Genomic DNA, 25,291 nt, shown 5'->3' with positions numbered 1-25,291 from the left:
GTCGTAGGTGCTCACGTGGTGACCGCTCCCTGACGGCCGGCTGCCCCGCTCGGGGCGGGCCTATGTCGGATCACGGAGGTCACTGCTTCGGGCAGGAGTCGGCCCGGCTGCGCTCCTCCTCGGTCAGCCCGGACAGGTCGCCCGACGGGCCGGTGTTCGGTGCGGCGGCGTTCGGCGCCGGGGCGGACGTGCTCGGGGCGGTCGGGGTCGGGGTGGCCGGGGTCGGGGAGGTGGGAGCCGCCGGGGGGCGGGTCTTCTCCCCCGGGGTGGGCGTGACGGCCAGGAACGCGGCGTGGGTGGCCTGCGCCGCCTGGGTGGCCGGGACGGTCCGGGCGTCGGCGACCTTCTTGCAGAGCTTGACCCAGCCGTCGAGCTCCTGGACGGTCGCGGTGGCGGCGCCCAGGCTGTCGGCCGCGATGGTCTTGTTGAGGTGCTCGGCCTGGTCCTGCGGCAGGTACTTGAGCTCGACGTCCTTGTACGCGGTGTGCACCGAGGACAGGCTCAGGCCGGCCAGGTTCTGGTTGATGCCCTGGTAGACCGCGACGTGGTCGCCCTGCTTGCCGACGTAGTACTGGTCCTGGGTCCACTGGTAGCCGAAGAACCCGGCACCGCCGAGCAGACCGAGGGTGACCAGGACGGCCACCGAGACGGTGAGGCCCTTGCGCTTGCGCTTCGCGGGCGGCTCCTCGTCGAACTCCTCGGCGCCGTACACCGAGGGCTCGCCGGAGCCGTAGCCGTACTCGCCCTCGTAGCCCTCGGCGGGGCCGAAGCCGCCCTGGGCGGCGTCGTAGCCCTCGGCCGGGCCGAAGGCGCCCTGCGGGGCGCGGCCGAGGCCGGCGGCGCGGCCGGCCGGGGTGTCGGCGATCGAGCGGTCCGCGGCGGCCGAGGACGGCGGGGTGTCGGCGACCGCGCCGACCACCACCGGCACGTCGTTGTACTGGCCGCTCGTGGTGTCCGTGGCACCGACGTCGATGACGTCCGCCACGATGCAGGTGATGTTGTCCGGACCGCCGCCGCGCAGCGCGAGCTGGATCAGCTCCTGCACGGTCTGCTCGGGCGAGTAGTAGCTGCCGAGGGTGTCCTGGAGGGTCTGGTGGCTGACCGGGCCGGAGAGGCCGTCGGAGCAGATCAGGTAGCGGTCGCCGGCGCGGACCTCGCGGATCGACAGGTCGGGCTCGACCTGGCCGCGGCCGTCGAGCGCCCGCATCAGCAGCGAGCGCTGCGGGTGGGTCTCGGCCTCCTCCGGCGTGATCCGGCCCTCGTCGACCAGGCGCTGCACCCAGGTGTGGTCCTGGGTGATCTGCACCAGCGAGCCGTCGCGCAGCAGGTAGGCGCGGGAGTCGCCGACGTGCACCATGCCCATCCGCTGGCCGGTCCAGAGCATGGCGGTCAGCGTGCAGCCCATGCCCTCCAGCTGCGGGTCCTCCTCGACCATCTGCCGGAGCCGGTCGTTGGCACCCTGGACGGCGTCGCCCAGCAGGGTCAGCAGGTCGGCGCCCGGCACGTCCTCGTCCAGTCGGACGATCGAGCCGAGCACCTCGGAGGACGCGACCTCGCCGGCCGCGGCGCCGCCCATGCCGTCGGCCACGGCCAGCAGCCGCGGCCCGGCGTAGCCGGAGTCCTCGTTCCCCTCCCGGATCAGTCCCTTGTGGGAGCCGGCGGCGAAGCGCAGCACCAGGGTCATGCGACCTGTGCCCCCCTCTGGGTCATGGACGGGATGCTGTCCCTCATGCGCTACTACTTCCGCAGTTCGATGACGGTCCTGCCGATACGGATCGGCATGCCCGGCTGGAGCGGGGTGGGCGCGGTCAGGCGCTGCCGGTCCAGATAGGTGCCGTTGGTGGAGCCTAGATCCTCGACCGTCCACTGCCCAGTCTGATCCGGATAGATCCTGGCATGCCGGGAGGACGCGTAGTCGTCGTCCAGCACGATGGTGGAGTCGTGCGCGCGGCCCAGGGTGATGGTCTGGCCCTGGAGCGCCACGGTGGTGCCGGCCAGCGAGCCCTGCACCACCACGAGCTGGGTCGGGGCGCCGCGACGGCGTCCGCCGCCCTGGGTCTGGCCCGCCGCGGGGCCGGCGGCCGGGGCCTGTGCGGCGCGCCCGGCGGCCGGAGCGGCGGCGGCGCCGCCCGGAGCGGCGTTGGCGCCACGACGGGAGGAGCGGGGGTTCACCTTGGTCCCGAACAGGTCGCTGCGGATCACCTGGATCGCGACGATGACGAACAGCCACAGCACGGCCAGGAAGCCCAGCCGCATGACCGTGAGGGTCAGTTCTGACATGGCCGGCCCGCCTGTCGGTGAGCGAGGCGCGCGAACAACTCGGACACTACCCTTCGACCTGTCGGTAGACGATGGTGGTGGAGCCCACGACGATGCGGGAGCCGTCGCGGAGCGTAGCGCGCTGGGTGTGCTGTCCGTCCACCACGATGCCGTTGGTGGATCCCAGGTCGAGAACCATCGAAGGGGTGCCGGGGCGGATCTCGGCGTGCTTGCGGGAGACCCCGGGGTCGTCGATCCGCACGTCCGCCTCGGTCGAGCGGCCGAGCACGCAGGCCGCGCCGGTGATCTGGTGGCGGGCGCCGTTCACCTCGATCCAGCGGCGGACCGAGGCGCCGTGGCCGGCGCCGGGGAAGGCGCGGACGTTGCCGCCGGACGTCGCGGGCGGGCCCGGGGGCATCGCCGGGGGCGCGGCCGGCGGCGGGGGCGCGCCGTACTGGCCGGCGCCGGTCTGCTGCCACGGTGCGCCGGGGGCCGGCGCGGCCGGCTGGCGGTCGTAGCCGGACTGCTGCGGGGCGTACTGCTGGGGCTCCTCGGCCGCCAGGGTGCGGCTGCGCACCCGGTACAGGCCGGTGTCCAGGTCGTCGGCCTTCTCCAGGTTCACCTGGAGCGGGCCCATGAAGCTGTACCGCTGGGCCTCCGCGTACTCGCGGACCATGCCGGCCAGCTCGGCGCCCAGCTGCCCGGAGTAGGGGCTGAGCCGCTCGTGGTCGTGCGGGCTCAGCTCGACGATGAAGTCGTTCGGCACGACGGTGCGGTCGCGGTTCCAGATGCTCGCGTTGTTGTCGCACTCGCGCTGCAGCGCACCGGCGATCTCCACGGGCTGGACCTCGGACTTGAACACCTTGGCGAAGGTGCCGTTGACGAGACCCTCAAGCCGCTGTTCGAACTTCTTCAGCACTCCCATGGGACACCCCCTTCCAGGGTTCGTTCGCCTGCCTGCCGACCGGATCCCGCCGGGAGTCGGTCGTGCCTACTTGCGGTACTTCCGTACTGATCGTATCCACGCCGGGCCCTTCCGTACGGTTCCCGGACAGCGTGGTGCCCGGGGGTGGGCTCGGACACACAGGGTGACGCATACCGGGTACGGCACGCCAGGTGTGCCCGCCCGGATGGGCTCCCGTCACTCGCTCGCCCGTTCGTCGTGCATCCGTTCGGATGCGCTTCGTCCCGCCGGAGAACGGATTCGGAGCGGCCCCCCGGGTCGTGCTACTGTTTTCCACGTCGGAAGGGCCGCCCACCAGGGAGGCCGGTCCAAGGGAACGCGAAGACCACATGGTACCGAGCGGTTCGGAAGATCGGTCGGCAACGAAGACGACACCCATGCGCGGGTGGCGGAATAGGCAGACGCGCTGGATTCAGGTTCCAGTGCCCGAAAGGGCGTGGGGGTTCAACTCCCCCCTCGCGCACAGCGAAGCCCCGCAGATCTACGGATCTGCGGGGCTTTCTCGTTGTCCCGGTCAGGAACGGGTGGCGGGCAGCTCGGCGCGGACCTCGAAGCCGCCGTCCTGGGTGGGGCCGGCGCTGAGCGAGCCGCCCAGCAACTGCGCGCGCTCGCGCAGGCCGACCAGGCCGTGGCCGCCGCCCGGCAGGATCTCGTCCGGGTGGACCGGGGGCGCGTCGTTGCGCACCTCGACCCGCAGCCGGCGCCCCTTCGCCCGGACCTTCACGTGCACCGCCGCCTCCGGGGCGTACTTGGTGATGTTGGTGAGCGCCTCCTGGACGGTGCGGTAGGCGGCCCGCTCGACCGCCTCCGGCCACGGGCGGTCACCGGGGTTCAGTTCGGTGTCGGCGGCCAGCCCGCTCTCCGCGATCAGCCGGGGCAGGTCGGCCAGCCGGGGCTGCGGGGCGAGCGGGGCGTCCGGGCGCGGGCTCGCGGTGCTGCGCAGCACCCCGACCATCTGGCGCAGCTCGTCGAGGGTGCGGACGGCCAGTTCGCGGATGGTGCGGGCGGTGGTCGCGGCGGCCGGGTCGCCGGTGCTCACCTGGAGCGCGCCGGCCTGGATGCTGATCAGGCTGACCTGGTGCGAGACCACGTCGTGCATCTCCCGGGCGAGCCGGCCGCGCTCGCTGATCAGCACCCGTTCGGCGAGCAGCCGGCTCTCCCGCTCCTGGCCGCGGGTGAGCTCGTCGAGCCGGGCGGCCAGCTCCCGCCGGGTGCGGGCGAGCAGCCCGGTGGCGGCCGGGCCGGCGGCCAGCATCACCGACTGGATGGCGTAGAGCGCGGTGTCCCGGCTGAGTTCGAGGGTCTGCTCGGACAGCGGCCAGTGGAAGAACTCGACCAGCGTGAACAGGGTCGCGCAGGGGATGACGATCCGCGGGCGGGGGCGCTCGGCGGCCACCGTGTAGACGGCGGTGATCGGGGCCAGCCAGATGTCGTCGACGTAGCTGCCGGGCATGGTGAGCAGCAGCGCCGCCACCGGGAAGCGGCGGCGCCAGAGCAGGGCGACGGCGGCCAGCGTGGAGAGCGCGATCTGCCACCACGGGGAGTTCCGGGCCACCAGGGCGGCGTCCAGGAGGGAGTAGAGGGCGGGCAGCAGCAGCATCAGCCAGGGGGCGGTGCACCAGGCCGGGAGCCGTCTGGACGGCAGCTGTTCGGTGGCCGTCATGCCCCGTCGCCGGGTTTCGGCCGGACCAGCCCGGCCCGGTGGGCGAGCACCGCCGCCTGGACCCGGTTGGCCGCGCCGAGCTTGCCGAGGATCGCGCTGATGTGGTCCTTGACGGTGCCGGTGCCGAGGAAGAGCCGGTCGGCGATCTCGGCGTTGGACAGTCCCTCGCCGAGCAGGGCCAGCACGTCGAGCTCTCGGCCGGTGAGGGTGCGGGCGAGCGAGGTGGCCTCGGCGTCCGGGCCGCCGCCGTCCACGTAGCCGCCGATCACGGTGCGGGTCACGGTCGGGGACAGGATGTTGCCGCCGGCCGCGAGCACCCGGACGGCGTGGACCAGCTGCTCGGGGGCGGTGTCCTTGAGCAGGAAGCCGGCGGCGCCGGCCCGCAGCGCGGTGCCGATGTACTCGTCGCTGTCGAAGGTGGTGAGCATCGCCACGGCGGGAGGGTCCGGCAGGGCGCGCAGCCGGCGCAGCACCGAGATGCCGTCGAGGTCCGGCATCCGGATGTCGAGGAGCACCACGTGCGGGCGCAGGCGCTGGACGTGCTCCTCGGCCTGGCCGCCGGAGCAGTCGCCGACGACGTCCAGGTCGGGGGCGGAGCCGACGATGAGGCCCAGGCCGGAGCGGACCAGGATCTCGTCGTCCACGATCAGCACGCGGGTGTCGGTGATGGTGCCTCCTCGGTTCTGGCGGCCGGGGTCGGGCGGTCCGCGCGGGTCGTTTCGAGGGTAGGGGTAGCCGGGGTGGGGCGCCGAACGGATGGCGGTCCTCACCCCCGCCACATGGCGGGGGTCGGAATCCGCTACCCGGTTCACGCAATTCTCAGGCCGGGTGGGGAACCATGGAGTTGGCTGCCCTTTGTCGGCCTGCTCCATTCAGTGGGCGCCCGGTCGAGGTGAGGGCCGCCGGTCAGTCCGTCGGGCCCCCTGCGGGCACCCGTCGCCGGGCCGTGTGCGGATGCGCCCCACCATCTGATCGTTTGGAATTGAGCTGTGTCGTCCACTGTGAAGTCGGAGCCTTCCGCCACGTCCACCGGGCCCCGGCCCGTCGGCGTGCTCGACCGCTGGCGCCCGCGGGCCGCCGCCGTCTCCGTGTGGTACCTCCGGCTGCTGGCGCTGCTGAACGTGGCGACGGTGCTGCTGGTGCCGTGGGGGAACCAGGTCAACGAGCACAACGAGGGTGAGTACTTCACCCCGTACCTGATGACCTCGGGTCTGGCCAGCGCGGTGCTGGCGGTCTTCCTGGCCATCGCGATGCGGCGGCGCAAGCGGGCCGCCTGGATCTTCAACGCGGCCCTGGCCAGCATGTTCGCGGTGCTGTACCTGCTGGCCATGGTGATGCCCGGCGAGCGGTTCAAGGACCACCCGCTCAACTACATCTCCACCGTGCTGACCTGCCTGTTCGTCCTGGCGCTGGTCATCGGGCGGAAGGACTTCACGTCCAAGGGCGACCGCTCCAACCCGAAGACCGCGGCGGCCACCTTCGTCGGCGGGCTGCTGTTCGGCGGGGTCGTCGGCGCGCTGCTGGTCTGGGCGACCAACGGGCTCGGCGGCGCGGGCTTCTGGGACCTCTTCCGCTACTCCGTCGGCCGGATGATCACGATCAACCCCTCGGAGCACCTGCGCTCGGTGATCTCCTCGCCGACCTGGGTCAACGCGGCGATCAACGCGATGGGCGCGGTGCTCTTCCTGCTGGTGCTCTACGTGGCCTTCCGCAGCCCGCGCGGCAAGGAGCTGCTGAACCCCGAGGACGAGGCGAAGCTGCGCTCGCTGCTGGACAAGCAGGGTGAGCGGGACTCGCTCGGCTACTTCGCGCTGCGCCGGGACAAGGCGGTGATCTTCTCCCCCAGCGGCAAGGCGGCGGTGACCTACCGGGTGATCGGCGGGGTCTCGCTGGCCTCGGGCGACCCGATCGGCGACCCGGAGGCCTGGCCGGGCGCGATCGACTCCTGGCTGGCCGAGGCCCGCGAGCACGCCTGGGCGCCGGCCGTGATGGGCGCCTCCGAGGAGGCCGGCGTGATCTACGCCCGGCACGGGCTGGACGCGCTGGAGCTGGGCGACGAGGCGATCGTCGAGCTGGACGAGTTCTCGCTGGACGGCCGGGCGATGCGGGTGGTCCGCCAGGCGTACAACCGGGTCAAGCGGGCCGGGTACACGGTGCGGATCCGCCGGCACGAGGACATCCCCGAGTGCGAGATGGCCGAACTGGTGGCCAAGGCCGACCAGTGGCGCGACGGGGCGACCGAGCGCGGCTTCTCGATGGCGCTCGGCCGGCTCGGCGACCCGGGCGACGGCCGCTGCGTGATGCTGGAGTGCCACGACGGCGACGGTGAGCTCAAGGCACTGCTGAGCTTCGTCCCGTGGGGCCCGGACGGGCTCTCGCTGGACCTGATGCGCCGGGCCCGGGACACCGAGAACGGCCTGATGGAGTTCATGGTCATCGAGCTGCTGCAGCGTGCCGAGGAGGTCGGGCTGAAGCGGGTGTCGCTGAACTTCGCGATGTTCCGCTCGGTCTTCGAGCGCGGTTCGCGGCTCGGGGCCGGCCCGGTGCTGCGGTTGTGGCGTTCCGTCCTGGGCTTCTTCTCGCGCTGGTGGCAGATCGAGTCGCTGTACCGCGCGAACGCCAAGTACCGGCCGATCTGGGAGCCCCGCTACCTGCTGTTCGAGAAGAGCAGCGAGATCCCGCGGATCGGCATCGCCAGCGCGCGGGCCGAAGGCTTCATCGTCGCGCCGAGCCTGCCCGCCCTGTTCCGCCGCCGGCACTCCGGGGCCGCCGTGGTGGCGCCCCGGCTCCCGGTCGCGGCGCGGGACGGGAAGGGGTAGCCCTCCGCCGGGGGGCGGAGGGGACCGGGCGGTCGGATAGGGGGTGACGTCAGGGATATTCCTCCCCCCAGAGGATGACCCTGATCCGCATCTATGCCGATGTGGATTTGTTAAGAGGCTTCTAATGTGGGAGTAGCTCAGAAAGTTCGGGGATTCGGGAGTAACGGTTGTGATGGACAGGACCCACGCGGGGGGCGTGCGGGAGGGGTCGCTGGCACTGGCCAGATCGGCCGCTGTCGCCGAGTGGGGGACGTTGTACGCGACGGTGCGGGACGCGGTGGTGCGCAAGAAGTTCGCCGCCGTTCCGATGGCCACGGCGGCGACGTTTCTGATCCTCCTGTTCAGCATCACCCAGCACCTGCCGGGCGGTGAGCACTTCGTCAACCGCATCGGGGTGGTGAAGGCGGCGCTGCCGCTGGACGTCTCGCTGCTGCGGACCCCGCTCTCGCTGTACGTGCCGGCGCTGGACCTGCCGGTCTGGGGCGCGCTGGCCCAGGTGTTCGTGGTCTTCGGCGTCGCCGAGATCGTGCTCGGCCGGCGGATGACCCTGGTGGTGGCCTACACCTGCACCCTGGCGGGCACGCTGTTCGCCCGGATCGGCGTGGCGCTCGGCCCGGGCCACCTGTTCGGCTTCCCGAAGTGGGTCGCCTACGTGCGGGACACCGGGCCGTCGGCCGCGGTGGTGGCGCTGGCGATCTGCATCGCGTTCCGCTGCCGGGCCTGGTTCACCGCCGGCCTGGTGGTGGTCATGATGGTCGGCGAGGCGGTCGTGCTGCCGAACCTCGCCGGGCTGGAGCACGTGGTCGCGGTGACCACCGCGCTGCTGCTCGCCGTCTCGGTCGAGGTGTTCGGGGACTTCTGGCCGCGGGTTCTGGCCGGGGTCGGGGCCGCCACCTCGGTGGCCGCGGCCGCGTCGCGGGAGGTCGCGGTGGAGGCCCGGCGGCGCCCGGCGGGCGCGCTCGTCCCCTGATCCACACACCGTCTGACGGCCGTCGGGCAGCCGGCCGTCAGACGTGCGGCAGGGGGAGTTCGAACCAGACCACCTTGCCGACCGCCTTGCGGGCGGTGCCCCAGCGTTCGGCGAGCTTGGTCACCAGGGTGAGACCGCGGCCGGTCTCGCCCAACTGCTCGGCCGGTTCCAGCGACGGCAGGTTGTGGTTGTCGTCGCTGACCTCCACCAGCAGCTTGTCCACCCGGATCAGCTGGAGCTGGACGCGGTCCCGGGCCACCCGGACGGCGTTCGTGACCAGCTCGCTGACCAGCAGCTCGGTGATGTCGCTGAGCGCCTCCAGGTGCCAGCCGGCCAGCTGCTCGCGGACCAGCGAGCGGGCCCGGCGCACCTCGCGGTGGTCCACCCTGAGGTCCCAGGTGGCCACCTCGGACGGGGCGACCCCGTCGAAGCGGGCCACCAGCAGGGCGACGTCGTCCTTCCGGTCGTCCGAGTGCAGCCGCTTGAGCACCACGTCGCAGGCCTGCTCGGGGCTCTGCAGCGGGTCGATCAGATTGCCGCAGAGCGCGGCCAGGCCCGCTCCTATGTCGCCGCCCCGGACCTCGACCAGGCCGTCGGTGCACAGCACCAGCATCGAGCCGTCCGAGACGTCGATGGTCTTGGCGACGAACGGCACCCCGCCGACCCCGATCGGCGCGCCGGCCGGGATCTCCAGCAGCTCGCCGGAGCCGTCCGGGTGCACCAGCACCGGCGGGACGTGGCCGGCGCTGGCCAGCTCGCAGGTCCGGTTGATCGGGTCGTAGACCGCGTACAGGCAGGTGGCGAGGTGGTCGTCGCCGAGCTTGTGGGCCAGGTTGTCCAGGTGCCGCAGCAGCTGGCCGGGCGGCAGGTCGAGCGCGGCGAGGGTCTGCATGGCCGTCCGGAAGCGGCCCATCGCGGCCGCCGAGTGCAGGCCGTGGCCCATCACGTCGCCGACCACCAGGGCGACCCGGCTGCCGGGCAGCTGGATCGCGTCGAACCAGTCGCCGCCGACCTCGGCCTTCGGGTCGCCCGGCAGGTAGCGGTGCGCGATCTGGACGCCGGGGATCTGCGGCGGGCGGGTCGGGATCATCGAGCGCTGGAGGGTGGTGGCCACCCTGGCCTCGGCGCGGTGCAGCCGGGCGTTGTCCAGGGAGAGCGCGGCGCGGACGGCCAGCTCCTTGAGCGTGGCGGCGTCGCTCTCGTCGAAGGGGGCGCGGTCCGGCAGCCGGAGCAGCTTGAGGATGCCCAGCACGGTGCCCCGGGCGGACAGCGGCACCACCAGCATCGAGCGGCCGGAGACCACCGGGGCCAGCCGGGCCCCGCCGAGCGCGATCGCGTAGTCGACCGCGACGTCCGCGCTGATCACCGGGACCAGGACCGGCTGGTTCAGCTGCAGGGCCATCCCCGGCGGGGTGCGGCGCGGCATGCTGACCAGCGAGCCCTCGGACAGCACGTGGTCCCAGGCGCCGCCGGTCTCGTTGTAGACCAGGGCGACCCGGCGGAGCATGGTGTCGTCGTCCGGGCGGGCGGCCGGCAGCTCGGATTCGGAGATCAGCCCGTCCACCAGGTCCACGCAGGCGAAGTCGGCGACCCGGGGGACCAGCACCTGGCAGAGCTCGTGCGCGGTGAAGCCGAGGTCCAGGGTGGTGCCGACCTTGCCGCCGACCTCGTTCAGCAGCGCCAGCTGCTCGCCGGCCTGCCCGTTGGTCAGGAACGGGCTCAGCCGACCGGACTGGGCGCCCTCGGCGCCGGCGGGGGCGGAAGGGGCCCGGCCGGTGCGGCGGGGTGGACGGCCGTGGGCGGACGGTTCGGCGGCGGCCGGCTCGATGGCGGCTCCTCCTCCGGTCGGGGACGGGGTGGTCGGGGACGGGACCGCCGGGGCCGGGGCGGTCGGTGGGACGCCCGCCGGGGCGCCGGCGGCGCCGGACGGCTGGGCGGCCGCGGACCGCTCGGCGGTCTCGCGCTGGGCCGGCAGCGGGCCGGTCGGCCGCCCCCGGACCGTCCGGGCCGGGGGCGCGGACTGCTCGGGCTGCGGCGGCGGGCCGACCCGGGCGGCGCGCTGCTGGGCGGTCGGGTAGCGGCGGCCGAGTCCGGCGGCGGCGTGCGCGGCGGCGGCCTGCGGGTCGGCGGGCAGGACCGGCAGCACGGTGGCCGGGTCCAGCCGCAGAGCGGGCAGACCGGCCTGGTCCAGCACGTCGAGCAGCAGCGCCCGGCGGTCGGCCGAACCGGCCGGCAGCAGCCCGGCCAGCCGGTCGGCCGACAGCAGACCGGCGCGCAGCCGGCCGGGCGGGGTCAGGGCCGCGCCCAGCCGGTGGAAGCCGCCCCGGGCGGGCGGGGCGGCGGCGAACGGCAGCAGCCGCTCGCCGAGTGCGAGCCGGGGGCCGGCGGTGCGCAGCGGCCGGGCGTCGGCGGCGAGGGCGAGCAGGCCGCCGAACGGGTCGGGCAGCGGCCAGGCCCACCAGAGCACGTCGCGCAGGTGCTCCTCGCGGTCGATGACGGCCAGCTGGCCGGCCCAGGGGCGCCCGTCGGCGGTCAGCGCGGCCAGGGTGTCCAGGGCGTCGCAGCGGCGGCGCACGACGGACCCGGCGGCCTGGCCGGGGGCGGCGAGCGGTTCCACGGCGGGCAGCAGTCCGCTGGCCGGCCGGTCGTGGGCGACCTCGGCGCGGTGCCCGAACAGTTCCTCGGCGGCCCGGCTCCACTGGGCGATCCGTCCGGTCCGGTCGACCAGGACGAGGGCGAGCCGGACCAGGGCGGCCACGCCGGTCGGGTGGTCACCCGGTACGGCCTCGGCGCCCGCCGGACGCGGTGTGGAGTTGGACTCGGCCACCATGGATTCGGTCTGCTCCCGCCTGGCCGCCACGCCTGGAGGCGGCCGTCTCTCCGGAGGAAGGCACGCTGTGCGGAAACCCGGGGCGTGTCTTGTGGATCGTGCCGGGCTTGAGGGCGTGTCTGAACGAGTCCGCCGGGCGCCCGACGCCGCGTGCTGATCCGACGCGAATCATCAGACACGCCCTAGCGAAGCACGGACCGGCCCGGGCGTGATAGCGAAACGGGGAGATTCCTCAGGATCGGTTGCGTGTCGTGCGGCGCGCGCCGGTTCGCACTCCCCGTTCACCCGGACGGGGCCTTCGCGCGCGAGGGTAGGGTGGCAGGCCGGGCCACCCCGCGAGGCGGCTCCGCATGGACGCAGCCGGCCGGACGAGACAGAGGCGAGAAGTGACCGCGCAGAGCCCCGTCCGCTGGACGGACCCGCAGCAGCAGGAGCTGGAGGAGCGGGTCGCCGCCGCCGAACTCGCCTGGCTCAGCATGGACGTCGACGTGCAGACGCTGCGGGTCGAGATCGACAACTTCGCGCTGATCCACCATCAGCTGCTGGGCCCGCTCTACGCCCGGCTGGACGAGCTGGAGGCGCTGGTCGCCGAGGCGGTCGCGGCCAGGACCGGGCACCCCGAGGACCTCCGCCGGGCCGCCGAGGCCCGCCGGCAGGTCGACGAACTGCCCGACCTCGACGCGCTGTTCGACTCCGTCCGGGAGCAGGAGGCGGCCCCGCCGCCGCCCGCCGCGCCGGCCCGGGTGCGCCCCGGGCGGGACGCCCAGCGGATCTACCGCGAGCTGGTCCGCCGGGCCCACCCCGACCTCAGCACCGACCCGGCCGAGCAGCAGCGCCGGGCCGCGTTCCTGGCCCGGGTGAACGAGGCCTACGCGGTCGGCGACGCCGCCGCGCTGGAGGGCCTGTCCGCCGAGTGGTCCACCGCGCCGGAGGCCGCGCCCGGCACCGACTCCCCCGACCGGCTGGAGTGGCTGCGCCGTCGGCTGGAGTGGCTGACCGGCAAGATCACCGAGACCGCCACCGAGCAGGTCCGGCTGGAACAGACCCCGATGGGTCAGCTGCTCGCGCTGGCCCCGCAGGACCCGGACCGGCTGCTGGAGCAGCTCGCCGAGGAACTGCTCGCCAAGGCCGCCGCCCAGCAGGCCGAACTGGAGCGGCTGCTCGGCGCCCCGGCCGCGGCGGGCGACGGCCACCGGCGGCCCGTGGGCGACAATGGCACCGACCCGACCCAGCCCCAGGAGAGCCACACGATGTTCGCGCAGATCCCTTCCACCACCGCCGCCGCAGTGCCCGCCGACGCAGCCCTGCTGGACGTGCGCGAGCAGGACGAGTGGGACGCCGGCCACGTGGACGGCGCGCTGCACATCCCGCTCGGCGAGGTGATCGCCCGGATCGGAGAGCTGCCGGACGGGAAGCTGTACGTGCTCTGCCGGGTCGGCGGCCGCTCCGCGCAGGTCGTCCAGTACCTGGTGCAGCAGGGCCGGGACGCGGTGAACGTGGACGGCGGCATGTACGCCTGGGAGGGCGCGGGCCGTCCGATGGTCAGCAGCACCGACCAGGACGCCTTCGTCCTGTAGGCCTGTAGGCCGGTGGCCCGGTGGCCCCGTCCGGCACCGTCGTGTTCGCCCGGTAGGGCAGGATGGGCGCGCGACCGCGCCGGGACGGGACCCGGGCGGCGCGCCGACCGGGCCGGGGAGGCCATGACGGAGACGACGGACCGCCCGGCCGCCGGACGGGTCTGGTCGACGCCCGCGCAGCTCGTGCTCGGCCTGACCGCGGCGGTGCTGGTGGTCGGCACCGGGCTCTTCCTCGCGGCGGTGTTCCTGCACGTCGCGCCGGCCAACTCGCTGTCCCGGCAGTACCGGGACGAGGTCGACGGCCTGGTGTACCCGGAGTTCGAGCAGAACTGGCGGCTGTTCGCGCCGAATCCGCTGCAGCAGAACGTCAGCCTGGACGCCCGGGTGCGCACCGCCGCCGCCGACGGCACCACCCGCACCCGCGACTGGACCGGGCTGACCGCGCAGGACGTCGCCGCGATCCGGCACAACCCCGCCCCCAGCCACGTCGACCAGAACGTGCTGCGCCGGGCCTGGGACTTCTACGACGGCTCGCACAACCCGCAGGACGAGGCGCTGACCAACACCCGCGGCAGGCTCGCCGAGCAGTACCTCAAGCGGATCGCCCTGCAACGGATCGGCCGGGAGGTGGACGGCGAGCGGATCCTGGAGGTCGAGTTCCGGGCCACCGCGGTGACCGTCCCGCCGCCGTCCTGGAGCGGCGAGGCCGCGCCACCGGCGCCGAAGGTGCGGGAGCTGCCCTGGTGGCCGGTGGACGACGAGGACTACCGGGAGCTCGGGTGAGCGAGGTGTCGCCGGAGGTGTCGTCCGACGTGGCGTCCGAGCTCTCGCCGGAGGTGTCGCCCGAGCTCTCGCCGGCGGCCGAGCCGCGGTGGTCGGAGGGCATCCCGCGCCAGGCCGGGCAACCGCCCGCCGCCGGCTCGGCCCCCGGGCCCCGGCCCGACCCGGCGCCGCGCGGGCCCGGCCCGGCCGACCTGGCCGCCCGGGCGATGGCGGCCTTCACCGGGCGTGCGCTGGGCCGCCACCAGGCCGCCGTGGTGCGGATCGGCTTCGGGCTGGTCTGGCTCGCCTACCTGCTGCGCGAGTGGCCCAACCGGCGGGTGCTGTACGGGGACCGGTCGCCCTGGTCGATGGACCTGGCCGAGCGGCTGCTGACCGACAACGGGGCGTTCACGGTGCTGCCGTGGTTCGGCGGGCGGCCCTGGTTCGAGCTGGTCTACCACCTGGCGGTGCTGGCCGCCGTCGCGGTGGTGCTGGGCTGGCGGACCAGGGCGAGCACGGTGCTGTTCCTGGTCACCGTGCTGTCGCTGCAGAACCGCAACGTCTTCCTCGGCGACGGCGGCGACAACGTCGTCCACCTGATGGCGGTCTACCTGGTCTTCACCCGCTGCGCCGAGGTGTGGTCGCTGGACGCCCGGCGGTCCCGGCCGGGGCGGGCCGGGGTGGTGCTCTGGGTGCTGCTCGGCGCCGTCCTGGCGGCCTGCCAGGTCGGCGGCTTCTCCGGTGAGAGCCTCACCTGGACGGTCCGGACCTTCCCGTACGCGGGCTGGGCGCCGTTGTTCTGGGGGCTCTGGGCGGTGGCCGGGCTCTGGTGGACGCTGGGGCGGCTGCGGCCGGACGGCGAACCGCGCGCGGTGCTCGACGCGCTGGCGAACATGGTGCACAACTGCGCGATGCTGGTGATCGCCGTCGAGGTGGTGCTGATCTACGCGACGGCCGGCTGGTACAAGGTGCAGGGCTCGCGCTGGCAGGACGGCACCGCGCTGTACTACCCGCTGCACCTGGACTACTTCACGCCCTGGCCGTGGTTGTCCGGGCTGGTCGGCTCGGCGCTGCTGCCGGTCTTCCTGATCTCGTACGGCACGGTGGTCGTGCAGGTCGCGTTCCCGTTCACGCTGCTCAACCGGCGGGTCAAGAACGTGCTGCTGGCGGTGCTGCTGGCCGAGCACCTGGGGATCGCGCTGCTGCTCGGGCTGCCGGTGTTCTCGCTCGCGATGATCGCGGCGGACGCGGTGTTCCTGCCGACCGGCGCGCTGCTCTGGGTGGCGGCGCGGCTGCGGCGGATCCGGCGGTCACGAGCGCCGGTCACGGAGGGCGTGCCCTAGGCTGACCCGTATGTCCTGGTTCGCCGCCCTTCGTGACACCGCGCGGACCGGACTCACCCTCGACCGGGCGCTCACCGACCCCAAGCGGGCCCTGCGCGGGGCCGTCGCGGTGGCCTTGGTGCTCTTCCCCACCCTCGCGCTCGGCGGGGTCGCGCTCGCCACCTCGGCCGCGATGGGCGCCTTCATCGCCGGCACGGCCACCTTCCAGCGCAGCTTCCGGCCCCGGGCCAGTCTCGCCGTCGCGGCCGGGGCCGGGCTCGGGATCAGCACCTTCCTCGGCTACCTGGCGGCCGGGGTCCCCGGGTTGTTCCCGGTGCTGCTCGCGGTGTGGGCCTTCGGAGCCGGGCTCGCCTGGGCGATCGGGCCGACTGCCGGGGTGGTCGCGACCAACACCGTCTCGGTGATGCTGATCGTCGTCCAACTGCCGGTCAGCGCGACCGCCGCGCTCGGACACGGGCTGGTCGCCGCCCTCGGCGGGGTCGTCCAAGCCGTCGTCATCACCCTTTGGCCGATCGGGAGCTGGAGTGCCCAGCGGGACGCCCTCGCCGACACCTACGCGGAACTCGCCGACTACGCGCGCAGGTTGAGGCAGGATCCGACCGCGCACGTCGACCCGGCGCCGTTCATGACGGCCCGGCACGCCGCCGCCCTGACGCCCTGGCAGGACCGCCACCGGCCGGCCGAACTGCGCGGCCTGCGCGGCCTCGCCGAGCGCATCCGGCCCACCCTGGCCGCGCTCGCCGATCCCAAGGTGGGCGCCCCGGAGGAGGGGCCCGAACGCGACCGGGCCCGTGAGGTGCTGGCGGCCGCCGCCGAGGTCATGGACGCCCTGGCCCGGGCCGTCCGCACCGGCGACCCCGTCCGGCTGCCCCGCTCGGCGCCCACGCTCACCCTGGTCCCGCCGGACGAGGGGCCGCGGTTGCAGGGGGCGGCCCGGCGGTCGGCCCGCCGGCTGGGCGGGCTGCTGCGCAAGGCCGCGGACACGCTGGAGCGGGGCGACGCGGACACCATCACCACGCCCGTGATCGGCGCGGGCGGGGCGCTGCACAAGCCGTCGATCCTCCGGATGCTGCCGGTCGCGCTGCGGACGGTGCGCCGGCAGCTGCGGCCGCGCTCGGCGATCTTCCAGCACGCCGTCCGGCTCGCCGGGGTGGTCACCGTCGCCTACCTGCTGGCCCGGCTGGTCGGGTTCCACCACGGCTACTGGGCGCCGATGACCGCCGCGATGGTGATGCGGCCGGACTTCGCCCAGACCTACAGCCGGGGTGTCGCCCGGCTGGCCGGGACGGTCGTCGGGGTCGCCGTCTCGACGCTGGTGGTGCAGCTCACCCACCCCGGGGAGTGGGTGCTGGCCGCGCTGGCCGTGCTGTGCATCGGCGGGTCGTACCTCGCGTTCCGGACCGGGTACGCGCTGACGACGGTCGGGATCTCGACGTACGTGGTGTTCCTGCTCGGGCTCCAGGCCGGGAACCCGCTCACGACGGCCTTCGAACGGGTCGGGCTCACCCTGCTCGGCGGGTCGGTGGCGCTGGTGACGTACGCGCTCTTCCCGACCTGGCAGACCGCCCGGCTCGGGGAGCGGCTGGCCGAGTGGCTCGCCGCCGCCGGGCGGTACGCGGCCGCGGTGGTCGCCTGCTACGAGGACCCGGCCGCGCCGCGCGGGCGGGCGGTGCGGACCGCGCTGCTGGACTCCCGGGAGGCCCGCTCGGAACTGCTCCAGGCCATGCAGCGCGCCGACGCCGAACCGGGCCGGCACGCCTCCGGGCTGCCCGGGGTGTCCCGGCGCCAGGTCGACCGGGCCCGGGCGGCCGTCGGGCACCTCGGACGGGTCGCCGTCCTGCTGGAGGCGCACCTGCCGGCCGCCGACGCCGACCCGGTGCCGGGGACGGCGGAGTACGCGGAGGAGCTGCGGCTGGCCACCGCGCTCGCGGGGGCGGCGCTGCTCACCGGGCAGCCGGTGGAGTTCGGCGCCGTGCGGGAGGCGCAGGCGCGGCTGGAGGAACGGCTGGCGCAGGCGCCGGCGGGGGTGCAGCGGGACGTGGTGCGGGCGGGGACGCGGCTGCTGGGGCAGGCGCTGAAGGACCTGGAGCGGGCGCTGCGGGGGCGGGAGGACGTGCGGGGGCCGCAGTAGGCGACGTTCGCCCCTCCTGGAAGGGCGAACGTCGGGGGGAGAACGTCGGGGCCGAACGGCGCGGGGGCGTCAGGCGGCGCGGGCGGCGGCCTCCAGCCAGTTGGCGAACTCGCAGGCGAAGTGCCACTGGTGGCCGGTGCCGAGGAGGGCGGAGGCGGCCTCGGGGAACTGGACGGTGAGGCGGATCCGCAGGCCGTCCGGGGTGTCGGCGAACTCGTGCATCACCCGCAGCACCTCGGTGCCGTCGGCGAGGGTGCCGGTGCCGCCGATGCGGACCGGGAAGGCCTGGTGGCCGGGCCCGGCGATCGGGACGTCGTCGTGGAAGCGCAGGAAGAAGCGGGCCGGGCCGGTGCCGAGGGTCTCGATGATCTCGACCCGTTCGCCGGTGGAGTCGGCCAGGTAGTGCTCGGGGTTGGCGGCGAGCAGGGCGTCCCGGTCGGGGGCGTGCAGGCGGCCCTGCCACCAGGTGAGGAAGCGGTCGGCGTCGATGCCGGCGGCGGTGAGCTCGGTGACGGCGGTGCTCCACCGGCCGCCGGAGGCGTGGGCCCAGGCGGCCAGGGCGGTGTCGGCGGCGGTGGTGTCGGGGGTGAGCAGTTCACGCGTCCGGTCGTCGCCGAGGCGCTGCTTGAGCAGGCGCAGGGCGGCGCGGGCGCGGTCGAGCTCCCAGGCGAGGACGGCCTCGCGCGGGTGGCTGGTGCCGTCGATGTCGGTGTGGACGGTGAGCGCGGTGGTGGTCACGGCGTCACTCCTCGGCTCCTCAACGATGCGGAGAGATTTTCTCCGTTTCACTGGACGCTAGCATAGGGGGAGAGAATTTCTCCGTTTAGGGAGTTGCCGATGAGGGCCGACGCGGAACGCAGCCGGCGCAGGATCCTGGACGCCGCCTGCGAGGTGTTCCTGGAACGGGGCCCGGACGCCCCGCTGGACGCCGTGGTCCGGCGGGCCGGCGTCGGCCCGGCCACCCTCTACCGGCGCTTCCCCGACCGGGAGGCCCTGGTCCGCGCCCTGGTCACCGACCTGCTGGCCCGGCTCGCCGAGGCCGCCGAACGGGCCCGCCGCGACGAGACCGACCCGTACCGGGCGCTGCGCCGCTTCGTGCACGCCGCCGCCGACCTGCGGATGGGCGCGGCGATCGTGGTGCTGCTGGAGCGGCTGGTGGTGGACGAGGACCTGGTCGCCGTCCGCCGCGAAGCCGTCACCGCCGTCGAGGCGCTGCTGCGCGCCGCCCAGGACGCCGGGCGGCTGCGGGCCGACGTGGGGATGGGCGACCTGGTGCTGCTCTGCGTCCGGGTGTCCCGCCCGCTGCCGGGCGCGCTGGCCACGCTCGACGCGGACGGCTCGCTGGTCCACCGGCACCTCGACCTCGCGCTCGCGGGGCTCGCCGCCGATCCGGACGGCCCGACCGGCCGGCCGCTCGGCTTCGACGAGGTGATCGCCGCCGCGGGCCGCCCCGGCGAGCCCGGCCCGGGCGGGGCCGCCCCAGGCGGGGTGGTCCTGGATCAGGTGGCCTCGGATCAGGTGGCCTCGGATCAGACGGCCTCGGACGAGGTGGCAGAGTGAACGCCATGAACGCCATGGACGACGAGGTGCTGCGGGCGTGGCGGGCGGCGGAGCGGGAGCCGGGAGCCGTCCTGCTGGACGGGTTCCACCCGCTGAAGCACGCGCTGCGCTTCGGCGGGGACGTCCGGCGGGTGCTGACCGCCGACCGGGCGGCGCTGCTGGCCCTGGCCGGGGAACTGGCGCCGGACGTCGCGCCGGCGCTGGACGCGCTGGCGGTGGAGCTGCCCGAGGAACGGCTGCGGACGCTGGCACCCCGGCTGCACCCGACCGGGGTGGTCGCCCTGGCCGCGCGGCCGTCCGTCGGGGCGAACCTGGCGGCCCTGGCCCGGCGCCCGCGCCCGGCCCCGGTGGTGCTGCTGGAGAACCCGCGCAACCTGGGCAACGTCGGGGCGGTGATCCGGCTGGCGGCCGGCTTCGGCGCCACCGGTGTGGTGACCACCGGCGATCTGGACCCCTGGCACCCGACCGTGCTGCGCGGCAGCGCGGGCCTGCACTTCGCCACCGCGGTGGAGCGGCTGGCCCTGCCGGAGCTGCCCGCCGGGCCGCTGTACGTGCTGGACCCGGAGGGCGCGGACATCCGGACGCTGCCGTTCCCGGACGACGCGCTGCTCGCCTTCGGCACCGAGCGGCACGGCGTCTCGGCGGAGCTCAAGGCGCGGGCGGACCACCTGGTCTCGGTGCCGATGCAGCCGGGGGTGTCCAGCTTCAACCTGGCCACCAGCGTGGCGATGGGCCTCTTCCACTGGATGTCGTCGAAGCCTCAGGGGTGAGGCGTGGCGCCCGCCGGGGCGGGCACCACGCCGTCGGCGTGCGTCAGGCGAAGAGCCGGCGCCAGGTGTCCGGGCCGGGGTAGCCGTCGGCCTCGGCGCCGCGCCAGCCCTGGGCCTGCTGGAAGGCCTGGACGGCCCGCCGGTCGCTCTCGCTCCAGCGCGGGCCGGGGCCGACGCCGTACGAGCCGCCGAAGCCCTTGCGCACCAGCTGCTCGCCCAGCAGGCGGACCTGGTCGTTGTTCTGACCCGGTCCGAAGTACTGCCGGCCGGGGAAGGCGGGCGCCCCGGTGCCGGGCCGGACCGGCGGCGGTAGCGGGGTGGTGCCGGCGCCGACGGCGCGGCCCTTGCCGTTGACCAGGTAGTCCCAGGTGTCCTTGCCGGGGATGCCGTCGGCCTCGGCGCCGCGCCAGCCCTGGGCCTCCTGGAAGGCCTGGGTGGCCCGCCGGTCGGCCTCGCCCCAGTGCGGGTCGGGGCCCTCGGAGTAGAACCGGGCGCCGCCGCGCTGCACCAGCAGCCGGCCGAGCTCGGTGACGTACGCGTTGTTCGCGCCGGGGCCGAACTTGTCCGCGCCCGGGAAGGCGGTGGCCGGGGTGCCGTCGTTGCTGCCACCGGACAGGCCGGTGTAGCGGTACGGGACGTAGGCGCCGGAGTTGTTCCAGTAGGCGTACGGGGTGTCGCGCTTCTTGGTGCCGGGGGAGGTCTGCTCGTAGGCGAGGTAGCGGGTGAGGGAGGAGTCCGTCCAGCCGCCGAAGATCGTCACGTGCGACCCGGACTGCGGGCTGGCCGGGTTGTTGTAGATCAGCACGTCGCCGGGCTGGAGGTCGGCCTTGCCGATCCGCTCGGCGAAGTTCGGCAGGGTCCAGGTGGTCTGGCTGCTGCCGAGGCCCCAGGCCATCGAGACGAAGCCGGAGCAGTCCTGGCGGTAGCCGTCCGACCAGTAGCTGCCCATGCCGTACGGCACCTGCTGGTCGACCCAGCCCTGGGCGCGCTGGATGATCTGCGCCCGGGTGGGCGGCTGGGCGGCGGCGCGCGGGGCGGCGAAGGCGCGGGCGCCGGGTGCTTGGCCGTAGAGGCCGCTGACCTCGCCCTGCGGGGTCTGCGGGGGCTGGGCGGTGCTGCTGCCGCCCGGGGTGGGGGCCGCGGTGGCGTGCCCGGCGGCGGCCGTCCCGCCGCCCACCGCGGTGCCGACGGCGGCCATCAGCACGGCGGCCCGGCGGCGGATGCTGCGGGCCGCGGCGTGCCCGCCCTCGTGCACCGGTGCGGCGTGCCGCCGGGCGCGGCGGCGGGCGTTGCAGCCCCCGCATATGCAGTCCTCGTCCGGTTCGACCTCGTCGAATTCCAGCAGCGGGGACAGGTGGTCGGTACGGGTCATGCTCCGCCTCTTTCCTGCGGTCTTCCTGGTCGACGCCTGACGGCGTGACAGGACTGGCCTTCCCGGGCCGGCCCCGCGTGTTATCGGGACCAAAGTCCCAAAGCGGGCGGAAGGTGGCACGGCGGGTTGCGCCGGACGGGTGACAACCGTTCGGCGGCCCGGGCGTGGCGGGGGCGGGGAGGAGACGGTAGTGCCGACGCGGAGCCTGGCGGGCGGTCAGGTGTGGCGGGGGTGCGCGGGCCGGTTCGAGGACGGCGGGGGCGGTTGGACGTCGGGGCGGCCGGATGTCGGGGACGACTGGACGCCGGGGACGGCTACTGCCACTCCCAGCGGATGCCGATGTGCCCGGGCTGCTGGTCCGGGGCGAGCACGTGGGCACTCGCGGAGGCGCCGATCCAGAGCTGCTCGCGGCGGTGGTCGACGTCCGCGCCCGGCTCGCGGTCGTAGCGCTCGCAGTGCGCCGGGACGGCCGCCGGGTCGAAGTGCACCTGGAGCACGTACTCGCGCACCGGGGTGGCGAAGCGGCGGCTGTACTCCAGCGTCGGGCCGCCCGGCGGGATCTCCACCTCGTACTCGAAGACCGTGCTGTCGCCGAGCGCCAGCGGGCGGTCCAGCATCAGCTCGCCGACGGTCAGGCCGGCCTCCGGACGGCGCCGGACCCGGCCCAGCCGGCCGTGCCGCACCGAGGTGATCTCCGGGCAGCCCGTCGCCTCCTCGTCGGCCTTGTGCACGACCAGGCAGCGGCCCACGCCGCCGACGGTGGCGCGCACCACCTGGCGCATCCGCAGCAGGTTGCCGCGCCGCTCGGCGTCCACGTAGTACGAGTCGTGGATGCTCAGCCGCTCCAGTTCGCCCTGCGGCGGGGCGTCCAGCTCGGCGAAGATGTCCGCGATCTGCCGTTCGCCCGGCCAGACGTCCTCCAGGCCGAGGTGGCAGGTGTTCGCGACGGCGGCCCAGCGGCCGCGCGGGCGGGGCGGGCCGAGCAGCGAGGTGAGCGCGCTGTGCGGCAGTCCGAGCAGTTCCTCCAGCAGGTGGACGGCTCTCAGCGAGCTGGCCCGTTCGGGCTGGCTGCGTCCGCGCCGCCAGTAACTCAGCGTCGTGACGCTGACTCTGACGCCACGTTGGGTGAGGGCGGCTCTGATCCGGTCCAGGCTGAGGCCACTGGCCTCGATGGCCAGGTGCAGGGTGTCCGCGAAGCCGCCGGGGGCGGTGGCCCGCCCGGCGTGCGCGGGTGCCGGAGGCGGTACGGGTACGGACGGGCCGGGGCGCTCCGGGCGCAGTCCGACCAGCCGGAGTCGCGCGGAGTCCTGAGGCTGCTGTGCGGCCATGCGGTGACCCTCCCCGCCAGGTGAGTTCGGAGGGGCCTGGCCGGCGCCGAGGCTCGCCGCCGACGGCTTCACCGAGCTTTGGGGAACCCTATGCACGGTCGAGAGGCTACGTCATCAGTCGTGCGTATGACAGGGGTCACGGCAGGTGAACCGAAGGGTTGATGATCTTGAAACAGTTCGGAAACACACGCCCTCGCCGCGCGCCCGCGCCGCCCGCCGCGACCGGGCGGACGCACACCGCCGGGGCGGGCCCTGTCGGCGCCGCCCCGGCGGGGGTCAGGTGGTGCTACCCGCTGGTGGTCAGTTGACGTTCAGCGCGATGTCGTCGATCACGAAGCTGGTCTGGTTGGAGCCGTCCTCGGTGCCGGTGAACTTGACGGTCACGCTCTTGCCGGCGAAGGAGGAGAGGTCCAGGGTGCGCTTCACGTAGCCGGCGGCGGCGTTGACGTTGGAGTACGTCGCCAGCGTGGTGCCGTTGGCCTGGACGGTCAGCTTGTCGTACGCGGTGGAGCCGGTCTCCGCGGTGTCGATGTGCAGCCAGAAGGTGAGGCTGGCGGACTTGCAGCCGGCCGGCACCGAGACGGTCTGCGACAGGGTGTCGGTGTGGGCGCTGCCGTAGCCGTCCAGCCAGGCCTTCCAGCTGCCCGAGTGGGCCGCCTGCGAGGAGCTGTTGTCGACCACGCCGCTGGAGGTGGTCCACGGGGCGGCGGTGCCGGTCTCGAAGCCGCCGTTGCCGATCAGCTGGGCCGCGGTGCAGCCGCCGGTGGGCGGGGTGGTGGAGCCGCCGCCGAGCAGGGCGGTGGTCAGGCCGTCGGCGATCGGGGTGCCCCAGCCGGTGACCTGGTCGTAGCCCGTACCGGCCGGGAAGTCCTGGTTGGAGCCGCTGGTCACGTCGTGGAAGGCGCCGGAGTAGTTGCTGCTGTTCGCGACCGCGTACAGCTTCGGGTTCGCCTCGCCCAGGACCGGCTGGCCGGCCGCCTTGGCCTTCTGGTTGAACTGGGCCGCGTAGCCGGCCCACAGCGGCGCCGCCGCGCTGGTGCCGCCGTAGACCTGCCAGGAGCCGGCCGTGTAGATCGCGAAGCCGCTCGCCGGGTCGGCGTTGGAGGAGACGTCCGGGACGGTGCGCATGGTGCCGCTGCCGGTGCCGGTGCCGGTCTGCCAGGTCGGCTTGCCGAACACGGTGGAGACGCCGCCGCCGGCGCTGCTCCAGGCGCTCTCCGAGGAGTACGAGGTGCCGGACACCTGGAGGTTGGTGCCGCCGACGCCGGTCTGGTGCGGGCTGGACGCCGGGAAGTCGACCGCCTTGACCGACGAGCCGCTGGTGGAGCGGGTGCAGTCGCGGGAGCCGTCGTCACCGGAGGCGGAGAAGATCGAGATGCCCTGGGCGGCGGCCTGCTTGAAGGCGTTGTCCACGGCCGTCATCGAGGCGGCGGTGGTGTCCGGCTCGCAGGAGCCCCACGAGATCGAGATGACCGAGACCTGGTTGTCGGCCACGATCTTGTTGGCCATGTCGATCTCGCCCTGGTCGCTGTTGGGCGCCTCGTAGACCAGCTGGGTCGCCTTCGGCGCCGCGCCGCGGACGATCTCGCTGTCCAGCTCGACCTCGCCCTGGCCCCCGCCGGGGGCGGAGTCGTAGTTGGCGCCGTCCACCGAGACCGTGGAGACGGCCGGGCCGGACAGGCCGTACTGCGAGTCGTAGGTGGTCAGGTTGGAGGACGAGTAGCCGTCGAACTCCCAGAGGGCGACCGTCGTGCCGGTGCCGTCGGCGCCGGTCTTGTTCAGGTTGTAGGCGCCGTCGTACTGCGACGGGCCGAAGCCGCTCGGGGTCGAGGAGGCCGTGTGCGGGGTGACCGAGTTCGGCTTGGCCAGGCGGTTCTTGCGGACCGCGTGGTTGTCCAGGCCGCTCACGCCCTGGACCACGTCGGCCAGGTCGGCCGGGACGGAGGCGGCGGCGTCGTTGGCGAAGAAGGCGCGCTGCAGCTGCGGGTCGACGTAGGAGCTCTCGTGGGTGCCGAAGGCCTGCGAGATCTGCGCGTTGGTGCCGTGGGCGCTGACCACCTGGCGGTTGGCGCTCACCTCGGTGACGGTCAGGCCCTGGGCGGCCAGGTAGGTCTTGACCTGGTCGACGGCGGCCTGGGTCGGCCCGAACCGGGCGGTGAACTGCTCCGGCGTCAGGTACTTGCCGAACTCGGGGGTGCCGGGGGTGGCGACCGCGGCGAGGAAGCGGTCGAGGGCGGCGGTGTCACGCAGCTTCAGGCTGACGGCCACCGAGATCTGCTGCTCGGCCGGGACGTCGCCCTTCTTCTCCGAGTGGGCCACCGCCGGGTTGACGGTGTTCGGGAGCGCGACACGGGGAGCGGGGGCGGCCTGCGCGGTGGAGACACCGAGCGAGACGGCGGTCAGCGGCAGCACGGCTATCGCCGCGGCGAGGGCAAGGGAGCGGGGGCGCAACGGATCCTCCTCTGGCCGGCTGTGGGGGCCGGCAAGGGGCCAGAGCGTTCCGGAGTCGAAAACGCTGGCTAGAACATGACAGAACCAGTGCGCAAAGTGGCTCATGGTCAAGCAATTCGTTGCTAAAAAACAGTCAACTGTGGACACCCGGAATGCGGGGATTCCATACAGTGAATAGCCCGGATTCCGGAACCGGTCCCTACCGGTGGGGGGCGGAAGGGACGGACGTGGAACCGGGGGGAGCCGCGCGGGAAGCATGACCGGCGTGGGCCGAACGGCGACGCGCGGGAATCGGGCGCGGGCGGCGCGGAACTATGTGAACGGCACGGCCCGGCGGCTGCTCCGACGGCTGTTCCGACGGTGGACCGGAAGGGGCTGAGGGCGGGCCGGGAGGGCCCGGAGGGTCCGACGGCGGGCCTGGCGGGTGCGCGGGGCCCGAGGTGCGGACCATCCTGGCCGGGGTGGGCGGCGGCGGCCTGCTGGCCGGGATCG

General features: G+C 74.2%; 18 protein-coding genes and 1 tRNA gene. 9 read left to right on the top strand and 10 right to left on the bottom strand.

The genetic code is table 11. The features are described from left to right. Positions 1 to 79 precede the first annotated feature (79 nt). Genes AB0O19_RS13330 through AB0O19_RS13320 form a run of 3 tightly spaced genes read right to left on the bottom strand, consistent with a single transcriptional unit; the run spans position 80 to position 3,184 of the window. Positions 80 to 1,684: a protein phosphatase 2C domain-containing protein gene (locus AB0O19_RS13330; protein ID WP_363619390.1), complete on the bottom strand. Its 1,605-nt coding sequence runs from the start codon at positions 1,682 to 1,684 to the stop codon at positions 80 to 82. Positions 1,685 to 1,737: 53 nt separating this feature from the next. Then, complete coding sequence (locus tag AB0O19_RS13325) at positions 1,738 to 2,280, bottom strand: FHA domain-containing protein (protein ID WP_363619389.1); 543 nt, start codon at positions 2,278 to 2,280, stop codon at positions 1,738 to 1,740. Positions 2,281 to 2,326: 46 nt separating this feature from the next. Beyond that, complete coding sequence (locus AB0O19_RS13320) at positions 2,327 to 3,184, bottom strand: DUF3662 and FHA domain-containing protein (protein ID WP_363587988.1); 858 nt, start codon at positions 3,182 to 3,184, stop codon at positions 2,327 to 2,329. Positions 3,185 to 3,602: 418 nt separating this feature from the next. Between AB0O19_RS13320 and AB0O19_RS13315 the strand changes: the two genes are divergently transcribed. Next, a tRNA-Leu gene (locus AB0O19_RS13315) sits at positions 3,603 to 3,686 on the top strand. A 51-nt stretch (positions 3,687 to 3,737) separates the two neighbouring features. On the opposite strand, the gene AB0O19_RS13310 is transcribed toward AB0O19_RS13315, so the two are convergent. Continuing rightward, the gene (locus AB0O19_RS13310; protein ID WP_363619388.1) at positions 3,738 to 4,886 is read right to left on the bottom strand and encodes a histidine kinase; all 1,149 of its coding nucleotides are present in this window, start codon (positions 4,884 to 4,886) and stop codon (positions 3,738 to 3,740) included. Then, positions 4,883 to 5,554 carry a response regulator transcription factor gene (locus tag AB0O19_RS13305; RefSeq protein WP_363588016.1) on the bottom strand — a complete coding sequence of 224 codons (672 nt, stop codon included), beginning with the start codon at positions 5,552 to 5,554 and terminating at the stop codon, positions 4,883 to 4,885. The genes AB0O19_RS13310 and AB0O19_RS13305 overlap by 4 nt, the downstream gene beginning before the upstream one ends. Before the next feature lie 381 nt (positions 5,555 to 5,935). On the opposite strand from AB0O19_RS13305, the gene AB0O19_RS13300 reads away from it, so the two are divergent. After that, complete coding sequence (locus tag AB0O19_RS13300; RefSeq protein ID WP_363588018.1) at positions 5,936 to 7,705, top strand: phosphatidylglycerol lysyltransferase domain-containing protein; 1,770 nt, start codon at positions 5,936 to 5,938, stop codon at positions 7,703 to 7,705. A gap of 172 nt (positions 7,706 to 7,877) precedes the next feature. Then, positions 7,878 to 8,675, top strand: coding sequence for a hypothetical protein (locus tag AB0O19_RS13295; RefSeq protein WP_363587992.1), 798 nt, complete (start codon positions 7,878 to 7,880; stop codon positions 8,673 to 8,675). A gap of 37 nt (positions 8,676 to 8,712) precedes the next feature. On the opposite strand, the gene AB0O19_RS13290 is transcribed toward AB0O19_RS13295, so the two are convergent. After that, positions 8,713 to 11,535: a SpoIIE family protein phosphatase gene (locus tag AB0O19_RS13290; RefSeq protein ID WP_363619387.1), complete on the bottom strand. Its 2,823-nt coding sequence runs from the start codon at positions 11,533 to 11,535 to the stop codon at positions 8,713 to 8,715. 356 nt (positions 11,536 to 11,891) lie between these two features. Between AB0O19_RS13290 and AB0O19_RS13285 the strand changes: the two genes are divergently transcribed. The 4 genes from AB0O19_RS13285 (at position 11,892) to AB0O19_RS13270 (ending at position 17,318) form a co-directional block, all read left to right on the top strand. Beyond that, the gene (locus AB0O19_RS13285) at positions 11,892 to 13,082 is read left to right on the top strand and encodes a rhodanese-like domain-containing protein (RefSeq protein WP_363619386.1); all 1,191 of its coding nucleotides are present in this window, start codon (positions 11,892 to 11,894) and stop codon (positions 13,080 to 13,082) included. A gap of 123 nt (positions 13,083 to 13,205) precedes the next feature. Then, entirely contained in the window at positions 13,206 to 13,865 is a 660-nt protein-coding gene (locus AB0O19_RS13280) for a DUF5819 family protein (protein WP_363619385.1), read from the top strand. Between the two features lie 206 nt (positions 13,866 to 14,071). Continuing rightward, positions 14,072 to 15,187, top strand: a complete 1,116-nt coding sequence (locus AB0O19_RS13275) for an HTTM domain-containing protein (RefSeq protein ID WP_363619515.1) — start codon at positions 14,072 to 14,074, stop codon at positions 15,185 to 15,187. A gap of 10 nt (positions 15,188 to 15,197) precedes the next feature. After that, positions 15,198 to 17,318: an FUSC family protein gene (locus tag AB0O19_RS13270; protein ID WP_363588000.1), complete on the top strand. Its 2,121-nt coding sequence runs from the start codon at positions 15,198 to 15,200 to the stop codon at positions 17,316 to 17,318. A 69-nt stretch (positions 17,319 to 17,387) separates the two neighbouring features. Here the strand turns inward: AB0O19_RS13270 and AB0O19_RS13265 are convergent, their stop codons facing one another. Then, positions 17,388 to 18,056, bottom strand: coding sequence for a hypothetical protein (locus AB0O19_RS13265; RefSeq protein ID WP_363619384.1), 669 nt, complete (start codon positions 18,054 to 18,056; stop codon positions 17,388 to 17,390). A 99-nt stretch (positions 18,057 to 18,155) separates the two neighbouring features. Between AB0O19_RS13265 and AB0O19_RS13260 the strand changes: the two genes are divergently transcribed. After that, positions 18,156 to 18,878, top strand: a complete 723-nt coding sequence (locus AB0O19_RS13260) for a helix-turn-helix domain-containing protein (RefSeq protein ID WP_363619383.1) — start codon at positions 18,156 to 18,158, stop codon at positions 18,876 to 18,878. Positions 18,879 to 18,892: 14 nt separating this feature from the next. Continuing rightward, complete coding sequence (locus tag AB0O19_RS13255) at positions 18,893 to 19,648, top strand: RNA methyltransferase (protein WP_363588022.1); 756 nt, start codon at positions 18,893 to 18,895, stop codon at positions 19,646 to 19,648. Between the two features lie 43 nt (positions 19,649 to 19,691). On the opposite strand, the gene AB0O19_RS13250 is transcribed toward AB0O19_RS13255, so the two are convergent. From AB0O19_RS13250 to AB0O19_RS13240, 3 genes are all read right to left on the bottom strand, one after another. Continuing rightward, complete coding sequence (locus AB0O19_RS13250) at positions 19,692 to 21,020, bottom strand: peptidoglycan-binding protein (RefSeq protein ID WP_363619382.1); 1,329 nt, start codon at positions 21,018 to 21,020, stop codon at positions 19,692 to 19,694. Positions 21,021 to 21,334: 314 nt separating this feature from the next. Then, the gene (locus AB0O19_RS13245; RefSeq protein ID WP_363619381.1) at positions 21,335 to 22,348 is read right to left on the bottom strand and encodes an XRE family transcriptional regulator; all 1,014 of its coding nucleotides are present in this window, start codon (positions 22,346 to 22,348) and stop codon (positions 21,335 to 21,337) included. A 300-nt stretch (positions 22,349 to 22,648) separates the two neighbouring features. After that, positions 22,649 to 24,799 (bottom strand): protease pro-enzyme activation domain-containing protein, encoded by a 2,151-nt coding sequence (locus tag AB0O19_RS13240; protein ID WP_363619380.1) that lies wholly within the window; start codon positions 24,797 to 24,799, stop codon positions 22,649 to 22,651. Positions 24,800 to 25,291: the final 492 nt, after the last annotated feature.

This window comes from Kitasatospora sp. NPDC091276 (genome assembly GCF_040684355.1).
In the GTDB taxonomy this organism is placed as follows: domain Bacteria; phylum Actinomycetota; class Actinomycetes; order Streptomycetales; family Streptomycetaceae; genus Kitasatospora.
The sequence above is the reverse complement of the archived record's forward strand: the minus strand, read 5'-3'. Positions and strand labels throughout refer to the sequence as shown.